Source organism: Variovorax sp. WS11 (assembly GCF_010499245.1).
GTDB lineage: Bacteria > Pseudomonadota > Gammaproteobacteria > Burkholderiales > Burkholderiaceae_C > Variovorax.
On the sequence record NZ_JAAGOW010000002.1, the window covers coordinates 202963 to 218516 of the forward strand.

The 15554-nt window shown below is 64.7% G+C and carries 14 protein-coding genes and 2 pseudogenes; 8 read left to right on the plus strand and 8 right to left on the minus strand.

Annotated features, from left to right (window positions below; all coding sequences use genetic code 11):
* Positions 1-2: 2 nt before the first annotated feature.
* Positions 3-1004, minus strand: a pseudogene (locus tag GXN78_RS41385) (IS4 family transposase); the annotation flags it as partial.
* A 54-nt stretch (positions 1005-1058) separates the two neighbouring features.
* On the opposite strand from GXN78_RS41385, the gene GXN78_RS21490 reads away from it, so the two are divergent.
* The 3 genes from GXN78_RS21490 (at position 1059) to GXN78_RS21500 (ending at position 2905) form a co-directional block, all read left to right on the plus strand.
* On the plus strand, positions 1059-1277 hold the full coding sequence (locus tag GXN78_RS21490) for a hypothetical protein (protein ID WP_106561535.1): 219 nt from the start codon (positions 1059-1061) through the stop codon (positions 1275-1277).
* Positions 1278-1388: 111 nt separating this feature from the next.
* Positions 1389-1604, plus strand: coding sequence for a hypothetical protein (locus tag GXN78_RS21495; protein WP_146163256.1), 216 nt, complete (start codon positions 1389-1391; stop codon positions 1602-1604).
* A gap of 171 nt (positions 1605-1775) precedes the next feature.
* Positions 1776-2905 (plus strand): IS3 family transposase gene (locus GXN78_RS21500; protein WP_106561489.1). Its coding sequence is split into 2 segments (ribosomal slippage): positions 1776-2034 and positions 2034-2905, totalling 1131 coding nucleotides; the frame shifts between segments, so codons are not numbered across the junction.
* A gap of 398 nt (positions 2906-3303) precedes the next feature.
* Here the strand turns inward: GXN78_RS21500 and GXN78_RS21505 are convergent.
* Positions 3304-4251 carry an IS110 family transposase gene (locus tag GXN78_RS21505; protein ID WP_239142912.1) on the minus strand — a complete coding sequence of 316 codons (948 nt, stop codon included), beginning with the start codon at positions 4249-4251 and terminating at the stop codon, positions 3304-3306.
* A 192-nt stretch (positions 4252-4443) separates the two neighbouring features.
* Between GXN78_RS21505 and GXN78_RS21510 the strand changes: the two are divergent.
* From GXN78_RS21510 to GXN78_RS21530, 5 genes and pseudogenes are all read left to right on the plus strand, one after another.
* Positions 4444-5683, plus strand: a pseudogene (locus tag GXN78_RS21510) (ISL3 family transposase).
* 457 nt (positions 5684-6140) lie between these two features.
* Positions 6141-6641 (plus strand): transposase, encoded by a 501-nt coding sequence (locus GXN78_RS21515; protein ID WP_239142848.1) that lies wholly within the window; start codon positions 6141-6143, stop codon positions 6639-6641.
* Positions 6625-6912 carry an IS66 family insertion sequence element accessory protein TnpB gene (gene tnpB / locus GXN78_RS21520; protein ID WP_164255636.1) on the plus strand — a complete coding sequence of 96 codons (288 nt, stop codon included), beginning with the start codon at positions 6625-6627 and terminating at the stop codon, positions 6910-6912. The genes GXN78_RS21515 and tnpB overlap by 17 nt, the downstream gene beginning before the upstream one ends.
* A 68-nt stretch (positions 6913-6980) precedes the next feature.
* Positions 6981-8573: an IS66 family transposase gene (locus tag GXN78_RS21525; RefSeq protein ID WP_164255638.1), complete on the plus strand. Its 1593-nt coding sequence runs from the start codon at positions 6981-6983 to the stop codon at positions 8571-8573.
* 40 nt (positions 8574-8613) lie between these two features.
* Complete coding sequence (locus tag GXN78_RS21530; RefSeq protein WP_164255640.1) at positions 8614-9219, plus strand: plasmid pRiA4b ORF-3 family protein; 606 nt, start codon at positions 8614-8616, stop codon at positions 9217-9219.
* 89 nt (positions 9220-9308) lie between these two features.
* Here the strand turns inward: GXN78_RS21530 and ugpC are convergent, their stop codons facing one another.
* From ugpC to GXN78_RS21560, 6 genes are all read right to left on the minus strand, one after another.
* A complete protein-coding gene (ugpC, locus tag GXN78_RS21535) occupies positions 9309-10379 on the minus strand; it encodes a sn-glycerol-3-phosphate ABC transporter ATP-binding protein UgpC (RefSeq protein ID WP_106555646.1) in 1071 nt (356 codons plus the stop codon).
* Between the two features lie 121 nt (positions 10380-10500).
* Positions 10501-11352, minus strand: a complete 852-nt coding sequence (locus GXN78_RS21540) for a carbohydrate ABC transporter permease (protein WP_106555647.1) — start codon at positions 11350-11352, stop codon at positions 10501-10503.
* Complete coding sequence (locus GXN78_RS21545) at positions 11349-12218, minus strand: sugar ABC transporter permease (protein ID WP_106555648.1); 870 nt, start codon at positions 12216-12218, stop codon at positions 11349-11351. Before GXN78_RS21545 ends, GXN78_RS21540 begins: the two co-directional genes overlap by 4 nt.
* A 96-nt stretch (positions 12219-12314) precedes the next feature.
* Positions 12315-13691 (minus strand): ABC transporter substrate-binding protein, encoded by a 1377-nt coding sequence (locus tag GXN78_RS21550; protein ID WP_106555649.1) that lies wholly within the window; start codon positions 13689-13691, stop codon positions 12315-12317.
* Between the two features lie 61 nt (positions 13692-13752).
* Positions 13753-14499, minus strand: a complete 747-nt coding sequence (locus GXN78_RS21555) for a FadR/GntR family transcriptional regulator (RefSeq protein WP_106555650.1) — start codon at positions 14497-14499, stop codon at positions 13753-13755.
* Positions 14500-14505: 6 nt separating this feature from the next.
* Entirely contained in the window at positions 14506-15465 is a 960-nt protein-coding gene (locus GXN78_RS21560; protein ID WP_258186966.1) for a 2-hydroxyacid dehydrogenase, read from the minus strand.
* Positions 15466-15554: the final 89 nt, after the last annotated feature.

Consider the following 15554-nt stretch of genomic DNA (forward strand, 5'->3'; position numbering starts at 1 on the left):
AACACGCCCTCGATCTCCCAGCGCTGGTGGTACACCGCTGCCAGTTCCAACGCCGGGGCGACCTGCGGGTCCAGCAACGTGGTCAGCAGTCGGTAGCGCGGTTCTGCATCGGCCAGTCCCGGCAAGGCGTACTCGATGACGCGCACCACGATGGCTTGGCTCGTCGCCTCACTGCGGCTCACACCGGTGGGATGGATGGCACTGAGGTACGAACCATCGTCGAGCATGCGATGCACCGGCAACTGGCGGTTGCCCACGCAGCGCCAGAGCAACTGCGCGCCGGTGGCTTGCGCCTGCTGCCAGTGCTCGAAGCCGTTGAACCCCCGGTCGGCCAGGCACAGCATGCCCGGCCCCAGCCGGGGCAACAGCGGCTGGAACAGCTCCCACTCGCCGCTGCGGTAGGGCCCCAGGTTGGCGCCCAGGATCGCGTGCGTCGCGCACTCAACCAGCACCGCGCATCGCGCCTGCGGGTAGCCGGCATGGCCGATTCGGCTGCCCGGGTAGCCGAAATGCGCCGCGTTCTCGGCCTCGTCAGGCAGCTCGAAGGTGCTGCCGTCAATGGCGACCAGCCTCAGGCCGGCATAGAACGCGTGGGAATGAGCCTGAGCGTCAGCCATGGGCACACAGCAGCGCTCGACCAGTTCACGCATCGGCGCCGCGCCGATCTTGCTGCGCAAGCCGCTGATCGAGGACTTGGTCACCCGGGGTGGCTCGGCAGCCCCGGCGGCCCAGGCCAGGCCCTGCGACACGGCGGCGAACACTTCCTCGTACGCGGCCTCAGGGTACAGGCTCAGAGCCATGCAGTAGTACGCCCCTGCTACCGCCGGAAAGCTGCGCACGCGCTGCGAATTGCAGCCGTGAGCATCGAGCACCGCATTCACCACCTCGGCCGGCACGACCCGCGCCAGCAGGCTGGCACTCAGAAAGTCGGCCAGCCTTGCTCCACTTCCCAGGACCGCCTTGGTTCGCGCCATGCTCGACTCCGTCGTTGGGACGGCAGTCATTATGCATCAAATATCTCTATCCGAACAGTATTGGGTCTAGACAACGCTCTGCAAATGGCCGCAGCGACGGGAGTCTTCGTGTGGTGCGGTGCGGACGCAATATCAGAGCTTGACTATGCAAGCCGCAAATATCCAGGCTTGTCCCGATTCAACTACGAACTCACCGATAACGAGGCGGATGTCATGGCAGATGCATTGGAGACGATCGGTGAACACCATCCCGGTGAAACGGTTTGGATTGAGAGGATGCAGCCCAAGCAAGCCCAAGCTTGAAAGCAGCATCGTGTCAACGCCCCGATGAAGAAGCATCAATGGGCTTGCACAAGAACAGCGACGGTCAACTTCGCCGCATGCTTGATGCGGTCAGACCATAGGGGCACTTCGATGAAGGTGGAACTCGGCATTGGTGTCCTTGGCGTCCTCATTGGATTGGCCTTGATGCTGACGGGCCAACGCATGTGTCGAGGCACTTGCTGGATCGACGATGTGTTCAAAATGCTGCTTCCCTCTTCCTACGAGTCGTTGGCAGGCGGTTTACCGGCGCTCCTGGCTGGCTTGGCCATCATCGCCCATGCTCTCTACAAAGGTGCGAAGAAGTAGTGTTCAACTTCGCTCGTTCACCAGAGCTTCTGGGGCGTACGCGAGATCCAGGAATTTTGGTCTGGTGAGTCGTTCCAGAGGGCAGAGGTGGCGCCGGAAATCCGAACACACCGATAAGTGGTCAAACTGCGATATCACCCCGGGCCCGAGGCCCGAGAAAGCAGGAAGACCATGAGCAAGAGACCGCGTAGGAACCACTCACCGCTGTTCAAGGCCAAGGTGGCTCTGGACGCTATCAAGGGCGAGAAGACGCTGGCGGAGCTGGCCAAGCTGCACGATGTGCACCCCAACCAGATCGTCGATTGGAAGAACCAGTTGCTCGACCGAGCCGCCAGCGTGTTCGGTGCCGAGTCGGCACCGCAGCCGGCGATCGACCTGAAGGAGCTGCACGCCAAGATCGGGCAGCTCGCCCTGGAAAATGATTTTTTATCCGGCGCGCTCACCAAGGCCGGCATGCTGAGCGCAAAGCGATGATTGACCGCAACCATGCCCTGCCGATCAAGCGGCAAGCCAAGTTGGTGGGCATCAGCCGAGGGAACGTGTACTACCTGCCGCGTGGTGCCTCACAGGCCGATCAGAGGTTGATGAAGCGCATCGACGCGATCAACCTGGCGCACCCTTTCGCAGGCAGCCGGATGTTGCGCGACATGCTCAATCGCGAGGGCTTCGAAGTCGGGCGCCGGCACGTGGCCACGCTGATGCAGCGCATGGGCATCGAGGCGCTGTACCGCAAGCCCAACACGAGCAAACGGCACCCGACCCACAAGGTCTATCCGTACCTGTTGCGCGGGCTGAAGATCGAGCGTGCCAACCAGGTGTGGGCGACCGATATCACCTACATCCCGATGGCATGCGGCTGGGTCTATCTGTGCGCGATCGTGGACTGGGCAAGCCGGCGAGTGCTGGCGCACCGGGTGTCCATCAGCATGGACGCCTCGTTCTGCGTGGAGGCGCTCGAGGAGGCCTTCAGCAAGTACGGCAGGCCCGAGATCTTCAACACCGACCAGGGCAGCCAGTTCACGAGCGAGGAGTTCACCGAAGCGCTGAAGACTCGAGGCGTGCAAATCAGCATGGATGGCCGAGGGGCATGGCGCGACAACATCTTCGTGGAACGGTTTTGGCGCTCGATCAAATACGAAGAAATCTATCTGCATGCCTATGACTCGGTCGCCCAGGCCAAGGCAGGTATCGCGCGCTACATCGACTTCTACAATGTCCGGCGACCTCACTCGTCGCTGGACAAGCGAACGCCCGAAGAGTTCTACTTCGCGACGCTGCCGGCGATGAAGGAGGTTGCCTGATGGGTTGAACCATGAGTACATGGCTCAACCGGGGCGCCTCCGGCGGCCTGGCAGGGGCCTTCTATGAGGACTCAAATGTTGTCAAGCGTCGATGGCGGTCGGGCTGTTGTGGAACGGACTGAACGAGGCGAAGACGCGATCACGGGTCGGGGTCTGACGAAAGATTCCAGCCAACGCTGAAACAACCTTCTATCCGTGTCGGGCGTGTTGCCCGGCACCACATGCAACATGCGCGCCCTGCGCTTGGCTGACCCCTGTTACCGACGCTCCCCATCTGAAAGAACGGTCACTGCGTGGTGACCCAGCCCCTGCACGGGCGCGTCGAACCTGCGATCGTAGCGTGAGACGTCTCCTCCAATTCGTCGCGTCGAGGGAAGATCCTTCTCTGTTGCGGGGGTCTACACCGCCGGCTTGAGCGATGCACCGGCTGGAATCTCGCCGTGTTCGGTGTAGCGCCAGAGCGCCACCGCCAAACGGCGTGCCAGCGCGATGATGCCGATGCGTCGCATGCGCTTGCCGCCGCTGCCGAAGCGCCGCTTGAACCACTGGCTCAGGTCGCTGTCAGGCTGGTAGCGCAGCCAGCTCCATGCCAGTTCCACGAACAGGGTCCGCGCTCGCTTGTTGCCGGCTTTGCTGATGCCTTGCTCGATCTGGATGTCACCGCTGGCATAAGGGCTTGGCACCAAACCCAGACATCCCGCCACCTGGCGTTGATTGGCAAAGTGTCGCCAACCAAACAACTCCTTGACCAGGACCCAGGCCGTCGGGATGCCGATCGCGCGCAGCCTGGCCAGTTGCGCCACTTGCGGCTGCTCGTTATCGCTGACCTGCTTGCTCTGCACCGCTTGCAGTTCGCGTATCTGCTGCTTGACCACGACCAAGCGTGCGTACTCGCGCTCGATCTCGGCGCGCAGCGCCGCCGGCACCTGCTCGTGGTGGCTGCTCCACCAGCGGCTCCAGTCTCGTCCGCCGACGTGCTGCACTCGCAGGTTGTGCAGCATCAGTAGCGACCCGATGCGATTGGTGTGCGACGTGCGTTCGCTCGACAGACGCTGCAGTTCGCGGTGCAGGCGGCGATCGTCTTCCTGCTGAACCGTAGGCTCGTGCAACACCGACCACACCCGTGTCTCGCCAGCGTGCCACCGCTGCAGCATGCACAGCAATTTGTCGCCGTCGAGTCGGTCGGTCTTGGCGCGCCGGGCGCGCCGGTTGACCTCGATGCTGGCGGAGTCCACTACGATGTTGTCGACACCGTGCTCACGCAGCCTGCGGTGCAGCCACCAGCCGTCGCGGCCCGCCTCATAGCAGCTGTGCACCGCGGCTTCCGCACTCAGTCCGAAACGCATCTTGGCCTTGCCGATGCGTTCCAGCACCGCGGCCTCATCTCCGGCGGCCACCGTGCAGCGACTCGGTCGCTGGCTGCTGTTTCCGAGTGTCAACTTCCAGTGTTTGTCACCGAGCTCCAAGCTCAAGTAAGCCTCTCTTGAATTTCGAGTGGGTAAGATTTCGCCTGGCTGAACTCTGCGAGGGGTTGTGCGATGACTGCCAAGCTGTTCGAAGCGGCGCTCGGGATTGCTGCGCCCTGGTCGGTGAATTCGGTTGAGTTCGACGAAGGCGCCAAGCTGCTGACCGTGTTGGTCGACTTCGAACCCGGAACCCACTTCGCAGTTGCCGGGTATGAGGGTACGCACCCCGTGCATGACACGGTGGCAAAGACCTATCGACACCTGAACTTCTTCCAGCACGAGTGCCACCTGCACGTGCGCACGCCACGCGTCAAGCTGCCCAACGGCTCGGTTCGCCTGGTCGAGCCCGATTTCGCCGGACGCCTGTCGGGCTTCACGCTGCTGTTCGAGGCACTTGTCCTGATGCTGGCGCAGCAGATGCCTTTTGCGGCGGTTGCACGCATCGTGGGCGAGTCCGCCTATCGGGTCATGGAAGTTTGCAATCGCTACGTCGAGATGGCGTTGGGGCTGGCCGACTTCAGCGATGTCACTGCGCTGGCCATCGACGAGACCTCGCGTGCCCGGGGGCACGACTACGTGACCTTGGCCGCCGACGCAGTCGCCCGCCGAGTGCTCTTCGTCACCGAGGGCCGCGACGCCCAAGCCATAGCGGCACTGGCCTGCGATCTCGAGGCTCATGGCTGTCCGCCGCAGCAGATCAGCTCGGTGAGCATCGACATGTCCCCGGCCTTCATCAAGGGCGTGAGCGAGGAGTTGCCCAACGCTCAGATCACGTTCGACAAGTTCCACGTCATCTGGCACGCCAACACCGCAGTGGACAAGACACGGCGCATCGAACAGCGTACCGACAGGTCCCTCAAGGGCATGCGCTGGACGCTGCTCAAGGCAGCGCAGCTACAGCCTCACGCCCGAGGCCGCCGCCGATCTCTACGCATTGATCACACAGCCGAGCCTCAAACGCACGGCCCGAGCTTGGCTCTACAAGGAGCAGCTGCGAGAGATCCTGGAGCGCAGGCAGGTCAACGTGATGCGCGCCATGCTTCGGTACTGGAGCACCTGCGTCATGCGCTCGAAGGTCCAGCCGATGAAAGAAGTTGCCGCGCTCGTGCGCCGCCACATGGACGGCATCGTGGCCTGGTCGCAGACGCGTCAGACCAACGGCTTTCTCGAGGCCATCAACGGCCTGTTCCAGGCTGCCAAGCGTCGCGCCCGCGGCTTCGTGCGCCTGTCCACTATCAAGACGGTCATCTTCCTGATCGCCGGCAAGCTCGACTTCCAAGCCATCAACCCTCACGCTGGGCAACCCACTTGATTTTTAACAGAGCCTCAAGTAAAGATCAAATGCAGTCGGCCTATCCTTGCCTTGAAGGGCCGTCTCAGATGCAGTCATGTTGCGCTCCTTCGGTTCGTTGCCTGAGGACTCCCGTTCTAGCGCAGCAGGGCTCGCGTGTCGCAGGGAGTCCTCCATAGCATCTGAAGATTGAAAGATCAAACCCGCAGCCAATCCACTTATCTCAGGTCAAAGCGTGTTCAGACAACCGGAGCCGGCTCTGGCCGACGACGGAAACACGCCGTCCTACGATCTTGCGCGGCTCCTTGTCGCGCACGATCTAACGCAGCTGAGACATCAACGACCTTTCCGAAGCGGCGCCCCACCCGCATCAGCTTTGGCGATGGTGCGACGGGGCGAGGTATGCGTCCGGCAAAGTCACATTGAATTGGCATAGCCGGACGAGGATGCTTGTGTCCACGAACAAATGCGTGGACATATGGACACTTCTGAGATCGGACCCGAAGACGTAGCCGCTGCGGCCAGGCGCAGTTGGCGGCGGCATTCCGCGGAATTCAAGGCGCGGGTGATCGAGCTGGCGCGGCAGCCTGGCACCTCGGTGGCTGCCGTGGCACTGGCCAACGGCCTGAACGCCAACATGCTGCGTCGCTGGGTTCATGAGGCGGCGGCCGGCGGTGGTGCATCGAAGACCGTGGCACCCAGCGTTGCTCCGACCCTGGCGAGCTTCGTGCAGTTGCCGATGCGCGAGCCCGAGCTTCACCCCGCGCCCGACGCTCGCCCGGTGCAGCTGGCAATGAACGCTGCGGCCACGCAGCAGCCCGCCGACGTCACAGTGGAGATCCACCGCAGCGGCACCACCGTGCATGCCAGGCTGCCACTGGACGAGCGCAGCGCCGCGTGGCTGCGCGAGGTGCGGGTTGATCCGCGTCGATGCGGTGTGGCTGGCCGTGCAACCCCTGGACATGCGCCTGGGCACTGAAGCCGCGTTGGCTCGCGTGGTCGGCGTCTTCGGTGCTGCACATCCCAACCATGCCTACCTCTTCACCAACCGACGCGCCAACCGCATGAAGGTGTTGGTGCACGACGGCATCGGCGTGTGGCTGGCCGCCCGGCGGCTCAACGCCGGCAAGTTCGTCTGGCCCGCCGACACGGCCACCACACTGCAACTGACGCGCACGCAGTTCGACGCGCTGGTGCTCGGCCTGCCGTGGCAGCGGCTGGGCGATGCCGGGATCATCAGAGTGATCTGAACACGGCCGCTGGCAATTGCCGTATGTGCCGATGCGCCGGGCGCGGCGCTGCGGCACGATGACGCTCCATGATCGGTGCGCAGCAACTGGACGCCTTGGACCCGCAGACGCGGCAGGCGATGCTGTCGCTGATGGCTGAGCTGGCCGCCCGCGACGCGCAGCTCCAGAAGCGTGATCACGAGATCGCCTTCAAGCAGGCGCTGATCGACAAGCTCACGTACGAGATGGCGGTGCTCAAGCGGTTGAAGTTCGCCGCCACGAGCGAACGCTTCGCCAGCACTCTGTCGCCCGAGCAGAAGAGCCTGTTGGAAGAGACGCTGGACGCGGACCTGAGCGAACTGAGTCGAGAGATCGAGCAGCAGCGCGGTGACGGGGATGGCAAGGGCAAGGCCGACAAGAAGAGCCCCAAGCGTGCCCCATTGCCACCACACCTGCCGCGCCGCGACGTGCCGCACGAGCCGGCCGACACGAACTGCGGCTGCGGGCAGGCGATGCAGCGCATTGGCGAGGATGTGGCCGAGAAGCTGGACTACCAGCCGGGTGTGTTCACGGTCGAGCGGCATGTGCGCGGCAAGTGGGTATGCCGCTGCTGCCAGAAGCTGGTGCAGGCGCCGGTGCCCGCGCACGTCATCGACAAGGGGATCCCGACGGCGGGGCTGCTGGCGCAGGTGCTGGTGGCCAAATTCATGGACCATCTGCCGTTGTACCGGCAGGAAGCTGTCTTCGCGCGTGCCGGTCACCTGATCGCCCGCTCGACGCTGGCGCAGTGGGTGGGCGAATGCGGCGCGCAGCTGCAGCCCCTGGTGCAGGCCCTGGCCGACGAACTGCGGCGCCACCTGGTGCTGCACGCCGACGAGACGCCGGTGGCGATGCTCAAGCCCGCGCAGCTGCGAGACGGCAAGACGCATCGGGCCTACATCTGGTCGTACTGCACGCCGAGCACGAACCCGACCAGGGCGGTGGTGTACGAGTTCTGTGAGACCCGCAGCGGCGAGAACGTGCGCGAGTTCCTGCAACTGGACACCCCGCAGGCATGGAAGGGCACGCTGGTGACTGACGGGTTCAGCGGCTACTCGGCCTGCGTCGAAAAAGGCGTGACCTCAGCACAATGCATGGCACACGCCAGGAGGAAGTTCAACGACCTGTGGGCCAACCATCGCAGCGAAGTCGCCCGCTTGGCACTGCGCTACCACCAGTGCCTGTTCAGGATCGAGCGGGAGATCGAAGCGCTGCCCGGCGACGAGCGACGGCGGATCCGGCAGCGCAAGTCACGCCGGGTGCTGGCCGTCTTCCATCGCTGGCTGCTCGCGCAGCGGCAGTTGGTGCCGCCCGGCTCGGCCACCGTCAAGGCCATCGATTACAGCCTCAAGCGCTGGAAGGAGCTCACTCGCTTCGTCGAGGACGGCGACGTGCCGATCTCCAACAACTGGGTCGAGAACCAGATCCGGCCGATTGCCCTTGGCAGAGCGAACTGGTTGTTCGCCGGCAGCCTGCGCGCGGGCAAGCGGGCCGCGGCGGTCATGAGCCTGCTTCACTCGGCACGCATCAACGGGCACGACCCCTACGCGTACCTCAAGGACGTCCTCGAGCGACTGCCAACGCACTCGGCCAGTCGGATCGACGAGTTGCTGCCGCATCGCTGGACGCCGCCTGAGGGCTGAACGCGCCGGCGGCGCCAACCCCGCCTGCTACGCTGCGGCGATGGCCACACGCAAAACCGCTGCACGCAGGAAATCCAAGCCCAAGCACGCTTACCGACTGCTGGTGAAGCTCGAGGGCAGCGAGCCGACCGTCTGGCGGCTGATCAGCGTGCCCGGCCACATGACGCTGGCCGATCTGGACCGCATCATCCAGGCGGCGATGGGCTGGACCAACAGCCACATGCACCTGTTCGCCATCGACGGCAACCTGTACGGCCTCCCTGATGACGAGTGGATCGACGACAAACCCGTACTGCCCGACGATGAGTTCACCCTCGACGAGGTGGTGGGCACGACGGTCAAAGGCTTCCTGCACGAATACGACCTCGGTGATGGTTGGCACCACGACGTGACGGTGCAGGCGGTCGAGCTCCCTGACGAAGGGCGCAACAGCTGGCCGATGTGCTTGGCCGGCGCGAACGCCTGTCCGCCAGAGGACGTCGGCGGGCTCGGTGGCTATGAGGAGTTCCTGCAGGCCATCGGCGATCCGTCCCACGAGCAGCACGACGCAATGTTGCGCTGGTGCGGCGGTCCGTTCGACCCGAAGAGCTTCGACATCAACTCGGCCAACCGAGCTATCCGCGACTGGCTGTCCGAGCGCCTCTGAGCCGGCTCAGGCAGGAAGGGAGGCGTCAAGTGTGATGGCCGGACGGATACGGGGCGAGTGTCCTGCATCAACCCGCTCGCCGCCCCGCCTCAGTTCAACCGCCGCCCACTCTGCCGGTCGAACAGATGCGAGCTGTCGGGACGAATGACAAGACCGATCGTGTCGTCCGGCTCCGCCTGCACGCGCCCGTGCACCACCAGGCTCAGCTTGGCCTCCCCCACCTGCACCAGCAGTTCGGTCTCGTTGCCAGTGGGCTCCACCACGATCACACGAGCCGGCACGCCGCTGCCGGCATCGCCCAGCACGATGTCGCCGGGACGGATGCCGTAGTGCACCGCCTGGCCTTCCGCCGCCTGGCTCGCGGCCGGCGCCGGCCAGTGCGCACCGTGGGCCTCGACGCTGACGCCCGCGCCGTTGCGCCGAAGCACGCCCTCGACCACGTTCATCGACGGCGAGCCGATGAACTGCGCGACGAACAGGTTGTCGGGGCGGTCGTAGAGCTCCAGCGGCGTGCCGATCTGCTCGACGATGCCGTCGTGCATCACCACGATGCGGTCGGCCATGGTCATGGCCTCGATCTGGTCGTGCGTGACGTACACCGTGGTGGTCTTCAGCCGCTGGTGCAGCGCCTTGATCTCGGCGCGCATCGCCACGCGCAGCTTGGCGTCGAGGTTGGACAGCGGCTCGTCGAACAGGAACACCTTGGGATCACGCACGATCGCGCGCCCCATCGCCACCCGCTGGCGCTGCCCGCCCGAGAGCTCCCGCGGGTAGCGGCCGAGCAGTGCATCGAGGTTGAGGATCTTCGCGGCATTGGCCACGCGCTGCTCGGTGACCCCCTTCTCGGCATTGCGCAGGCGCAGGCTGAAGCCCATGTTCTCGCCCACCGTCATGTGCGGATAGAGCGCGTAGCTCTGGAACACCATCGCGATGTCGCGGTCCTTGGACTCGAGCTCGTTCACCACCCGGCCGTCGATCAGGATCTCGCCGCCGGTGATGTCCTCCAGGCCGGCCAGCATGCGCAGCAAGGTGGACTTGCCGCAGCCCGAAGGGCCGACCAGCACGACGAATTCGCCGTCGGCGATGTCGAAGCCCAGCCCATGCAGGATGTCGACCTTGCCATAGGACTTCTTGACGTTGTTGAAGGATACGGATGCCATGTCGATTTCTCTCTGGGTTACCTTCGGGAAACACCGCGGAACCGGCTTGGCCGGGCCGCTGGTGTTGCCCCCTCGCAGGGGGTTGGCGTAGCGACACGAAGTGCGCGGAGCCTAGGGGTGGTCAACTTTTTACGGCGCCGGCCGTCAGGCCACCGACCATGTAGCGTTTGAAAGCGTAGTAGATCGCTGCCGGCGGCAGCGCATAGACGAAGCCGGTGGCCATCAGCAGTTCCCAGGGCGAATCGTCGGCCGCCAGGAAGTTGCCCAACGCCACCCCGAGCGTGATGTCGGTTTCGTTGGACAGCAGCAGGAAGGCGTAGAGGTATTCGTTCCAGGCCAGGAGCAAGGCATAGGTGCCTACCGCCACCATCGAGGGCACCATCAGCGGCAAATACACCAGGCGAAACAGTTGCACCGGCGTGGCGCCGTCCATGCGCGCGGCCTCGTCGAGTTCGTAGGGCAGCTTGTCGGACGCCTGCTTGAGCACCCAGATGCAGTAAGGCGAGGCGATGGTGACCATCGCCAGGATCAGTGACCACTGGTTGTTGAGCAGCCCGTAGTTGGCCATGGTCTTGTACATCGGCACCGCCAGGAACGCGGCCGGGATGAAGTAGGTGAACAAGGCCATGTTGAGCACCGTGCGCCCGCCCCGCACCCGCAGCCGGCTGATGGCGAAGGCGGCGGTGGTGGCCACGATCAAGGTGATCAGGCCGACCGCGATCGCAATGATCAGCGAGTTGCCGAGTTGCTGCCAGAAGTGCGAGAGGTAGAAGTGCTTCTGCTGGAACACGGTCTCGAAGTTCTGCATCGTCGGGTTCTTGGGCCACAGCCGGCCCGAGGTCGCCGACTCGCGCTCCGAGATCGCGAAGATGAACATGTGGTAGACCGGGATGATGGTCCACAGGAACACCGGGATGCCGATCAGCAGCAGCTTGGCTTCGGCGGTGACGGAGCGAAGGGTCCATCGCTTCATTTGGACAACCTCTTCATCATGAAATACACGAGCGGCAGCACCAGCGGCAGCGCGACCACGATCGAGGCCATGGCCACATCCATCTGGTCGAGCCGCAGGTAGCGGATGCCCAGGGTGGCCAGCACGTGCGTGAGGTCGGCCGGCCCGCCGCCCGTGAGCAGGTAGACGCTGTTGAAATCGCCCAGCGTCCAGATCGCCGACAAGATGGTCGACGTGATGTAGAGCGTGCGCATCGCCGGCCAGGTGATGAAGCGGAATTTCTGCCAATTGCTCGCGCCGTCGACCGAGGCAGCCTCGTACTGCTCGCTCGGGATGGAGAGGCGCCCGGCCACCAGGATCAGCGTCCAGAACGGCAGCGACTTCCATATGTGCATCAGCATCGACAAGGACAGCGCCAGCGTCGGATCGTTGAGCCAGTTGGGGCCGTCCAGTCCCGTCAGGCGGAAGATCACCGAGTTGATGACGCCCCACTCCGGGTTGAGCATGAAGCGCACCGACAGGATGGTCGGGATCGAGGGCACCGCCCAGGGCAGGATGAACACCACCGACAGCGCCTTGATCCACCAGCGCGTCTTGATGAAGAAGCCCGACAGCACCAGCGCGGCGATCATCTTGAGATTGATCGCCACGATCAGGAACACGATGGTGTTGATGGCACTGCGGAAAAAGATCGGGTCATCGAACAGCTTGGTGTAGCTGGCCGGGTGCCGGGCCAGCCACAGGCCGTAGCCCACCGGGTACAGCACGAACACGATGAACACGAGCAGGTAGGGCACGACGAACAGGCGCCCCCAGAATTCCCAGCGGGACAGGCTGCGGGACGCCGGCGCCGCAACGTTCGGCAATGCGGTGACAGCTTGAGTCATGGTTCAGTTCACCCCGATGTCGTTCAAGCGGAAATGTGGATGGATGGATGGGACGGACGGCCGCGGCACCGAGCCGCGGCCGGACCACGCGAACGCTCAGCCCGCAACCGCCTTGATGCGCGCGATCATCTCGTCCACGGCCTTGTCCACCGGCACCTTCTCGTTGAGGATCCGGTTCGCCGCCTTGGCCCACACGTTCTCGTTGTTGAGCACCGTGAACTTGTAGTTCTTGGTGAACTCGAATGGCGACGTGCCGGCCATGAACTGGTTGTAGACGGCCGTGCGGTGCGGGTCCTGCTTCCAGAAGGCGCTTTGCTGCGCCGCCTTGGTCACCGGGAACCAGCGCCCGAGCGAGCCTTCGACATACGGCGTGAGATTGGCGTCGTCGAGCAGGAAGGCGACGAACTTCTTCGCGGCCTCCTTGTTCTTGGCGTCCTTGAAGATCACGCCGGTCTTCACGGCCGCGCGGTACACCATCTTGGAGCCATCGGGCTTGTTCGGGAAGCCTGCTGTCGCAATCTTCTCGGTGTAGTTCACCTTGGCGGCGTCGCGCTGCGCTTGCGTGAGAGATTGATTGTTCGAAGCGTCGAGTTGCGTGGCTGCAATCGAGATCGTCGCGTTGTGCGTGAGGATCGTCGTCTTGTTGGCAAAGGCGACGTTGTTGTCCGGATCCTTCCAGTTGGTCGCAGACGGCGGCGCGCAGCCCTTCGAATACACCTGCGTGTAATCGGTCAGCGCGTTGATCAGGCCCTGGCGCACCGCCGGATCATCGACCAGCAATTTGCCCGCGTCGTTGACCAGCTTGACGTTGTAGGCGTCCATGAACGTCAGGAACGAGAAGAACGAGTCGCTCGAGTCCACGCCCAGCGGCTGGCCGATCCCGAAGCTGCGGGTACCCGACTTTTGACGGTAGGCTGGTTGCACCTTGTCACACCAGAAGCTCCAGTAGCCTTTCCAGTCGGTCGGGATGTCGCTTTCCTTGAAGCCTGCCTCGGCCAGCATGTCCTTCCAGTACTGGATGTGCATGGTCTGCTGCTTGATCGGATACGCGTAGTAGGCCCGGCTCTTGGTGGTGTCGTTGTAGAGGAAGGTGGTGGCCAGCGCCGCGGGCTCGAACTTGGCGCGCATCGGGTCGAGGATGCTGGTCACGTCTTCGAGCTTGCCGTCGTAGGCCCACTTGGCCGTGACCTGGAAGTCGTAGACGTCGCCATAGGCCACATCGGGCGGATTGCCGGCGTCGAGCGCAGCCACCGACTTCGGAACCATTTCCTGAGGCGCGTAGAGCGACAGTTCGACCTTGATCTTCGGGTTCTTGGCTTCGAACTTCTTGATGGCGGAAAGCAGCGCGTCGTCTTCCGCCTTGTAGAAGCCCTTGCCCCACCAGACGGTGAGCTTCTCCTGGGCGGCCGCCTGGCCGGCGATGGCCAGCCCCAGCGCTGTCAGCGCTGGAATCACGAGTGTCTTGAGTTTCATGCTTTGTCTCCTCTTCGGTGGGATGCTCGATCCACGAGCGGGGGCTAAAAAATGGAAGGCCTCAGGCGGCCGCCTTGACCCGCGGCGGCGCGCGGCCGTGGCGCGGCGGGCTGCGGCGCAGGGAGAGCACCTCTTCGATGTCCTCGCGCGCGCCGTCGATCAGCTTGACGATGGCGCGCTCGGCGCGCCCCGGGTTGTGGGCAATGACGGCATCGAGCACCGCGCGATGCAGCGGCAGCGACAGGGCCGGCCCGTCCTTCTTGGCGGTGGAGAGCTCGAAGCTGGTGCGCAGCAGCGCGTCCAGCGCCTTGCTCATCTGCGCCAGCATGCGGTTTTGCGCGGCCGCCAGCAGGCCGTGATGGAAGCGCAGGTCGTTGGTGACGTAGTCGCCACCCTCGTCGATGGCCTGCTTCATGCCCGCGTAGGCCACTTCGATCTTCTCGATGTCGGCCGCACTGGCGCGCTCGGCTGCGAGCCGCACCGCCGCCGGCTCGACCACCCGCCGCAGGTCCAGCAGGTCGCGCAGGAATTCGGGCGTGAGGCCGGCGCGCGCCTGCCAGGTGATCACGTCGGGGTCGAACCAATTCCAGCGCTCTTCGGGCAGCACGCGCGTGCCGACCTTGGGACCGGTGACGATCAGGCCCTTGGCCACCAGCGACTTCACCGCCTCGCGCACCACGGTGCGGCTCACGCCGAACTCCTCGCACAGCAGGGGCTCCGCGGGCATCGGCGCGCCGATCGCATAGCGGCGCGACACGATGGCCTCGCCGAGCAGGTCGAGGGTGCGGCCGTGGATGTTCTTGCTCATACCTTCTCAGGCGCCGACGGGCGTCAGCAGGGGCGTGCCCGCGAAATGCGCGCGCAGGTTGTCGAAGGTCAGTTGCGCCATGGCCTCGCGCGTCTGCTTCGTGCCGCTGGCCATGTGCGGCGTGAGCACCACGTTGGGCATGGCGCGCAGCTCGGCAGGCACCGTCGGCTCGTTCGCGAAGACATCGAGCGCAGCGCCGGCGATGACGCCATTCGACAATGCCGCGATCAGCGCCGCTTCGTCGACCACGCTGCCGCGCGCGACGTTGATCAGGTAGCCCTGCGGCCCGAGCGCCTCCAGGACGCGCGCATCGATCAGCCCGCGCGTGGCCGCGCCGCCGGGCGTGATGACGACCAGGAAGTCGACCGCGGCGGCCAGCGCCACGGCGTCGGGGTGATACGTGTACTCGACGCCGGCACGCGGCGAGCGCGCGGTGTAGGCGATCTGCATGCCGAAGGCGCGGGCCCGGTGCGCGATGGCCTGGCCGATGCGGCCCATGCCGACCACGCCCAGCCGGGCGCCCGAAACCTTGCGGCTCAGCGGGAACGGGCCCTGCGGCCACTGCCCGTCGCGCACGAAGCGATCGGCCTGCGGGATGCGGCGCGCGATCGACAGCAGCAGGCCGATGGCGAGATCGGCCACGTCGTCGTTCAGTACCTCCGGCGTGTTGGTGACGGGCACGCCGCGCTCGTGCGCCGCGGGCACGTCGACGCCGTCGTAGCCGACGCCGAACACCGAGATCATTTCGAGCGCCGGCAGGCGCTCCATCAGCGTGCGCGGCACCTTGGCCTCGCCGTTCGCGACCACGGCACGGATGCGCGGGGCGGCGGCGGCGAAGGCGTCCGGGTCGTTCATGTGGATGCGGTCGTGCACGACGTACTCGCGTTGCAACGCCTCCATCAGGAAGGGCATCAGCGGTGCGACCACCAGCACCTCGGGACGTGCGTCGTTCAACGAATGGGGCACTGCCTTGTCTCCTGCTGGGGGTGGGCTTTCGGCGGCAAGTCCGCTCGAAAACCCTGCTTGTGTTTGCCTCTTGCGGCTTATCATATGAT

Excerpts from the sequence above, each read along its gene's own strand:
- GXN78_RS21490 (WP_106561535.1), top strand. The coding sequence starts at position 1,059 with ATGGCCGCAGCGACGGGAGTCTTCGTGTGGTGCGGTGCGGACGCAATA.
- GXN78_RS21495 (WP_146163256.1), top strand. The coding sequence starts at position 1,389 with ATGAAGGTGGAACTCGGCATTGGTGTCCTTGGCGTCCTCATTGGATTG.
- GXN78_RS21505 (WP_239142912.1), bottom strand. The coding sequence starts at position 4,251 with ATGCGTTTCGGACTGAGTGCGGAAGCCGCGGTGCACAGCTGCTATGAG.
- GXN78_RS21515 (WP_239142848.1), top strand. The coding sequence starts at position 6,141 with ATGGACACTTCTGAGATCGGACCCGAAGACGTAGCCGCTGCGGCCAGG.
- tnpB (WP_164255636.1), top strand. The coding sequence starts at position 6,625 with ATGCGCCTGGGCACTGAAGCCGCGTTGGCTCGCGTGGTCGGCGTCTTC.
- GXN78_RS21525 (WP_164255638.1), top strand. The coding sequence starts at position 6,981 with ATGATCGGTGCGCAGCAACTGGACGCCTTGGACCCGCAGACGCGGCAG.
- GXN78_RS21530 (WP_164255640.1), top strand. The coding sequence starts at position 8,614 with ATGGCCACACGCAAAACCGCTGCACGCAGGAAATCCAAGCCCAAGCAC.
- ugpC (WP_106555646.1), bottom strand. The coding sequence starts at position 10,379 with ATGGCATCCGTATCCTTCAACAACGTCAAGAAGTCCTATGGCAAGGTC.
- GXN78_RS21540 (WP_106555647.1), bottom strand. The coding sequence starts at position 11,352 with ATGAAGCGATGGACCCTTCGCTCCGTCACCGCCGAAGCCAAGCTGCTG.
- GXN78_RS21545 (WP_106555648.1), bottom strand. The coding sequence starts at position 12,218 with ATGACTCAAGCTGTCACCGCATTGCCGAACGTTGCGGCGCCGGCGTCC.
- GXN78_RS21550 (WP_106555649.1), bottom strand. The coding sequence starts at position 13,691 with ATGAAACTCAAGACACTCGTGATTCCAGCGCTGACAGCGCTGGGGCTG.
- GXN78_RS21555 (WP_106555650.1), bottom strand. The coding sequence starts at position 14,499 with ATGAGCAAGAACATCCACGGCCGCACCCTCGACCTGCTCGGCGAGGCC.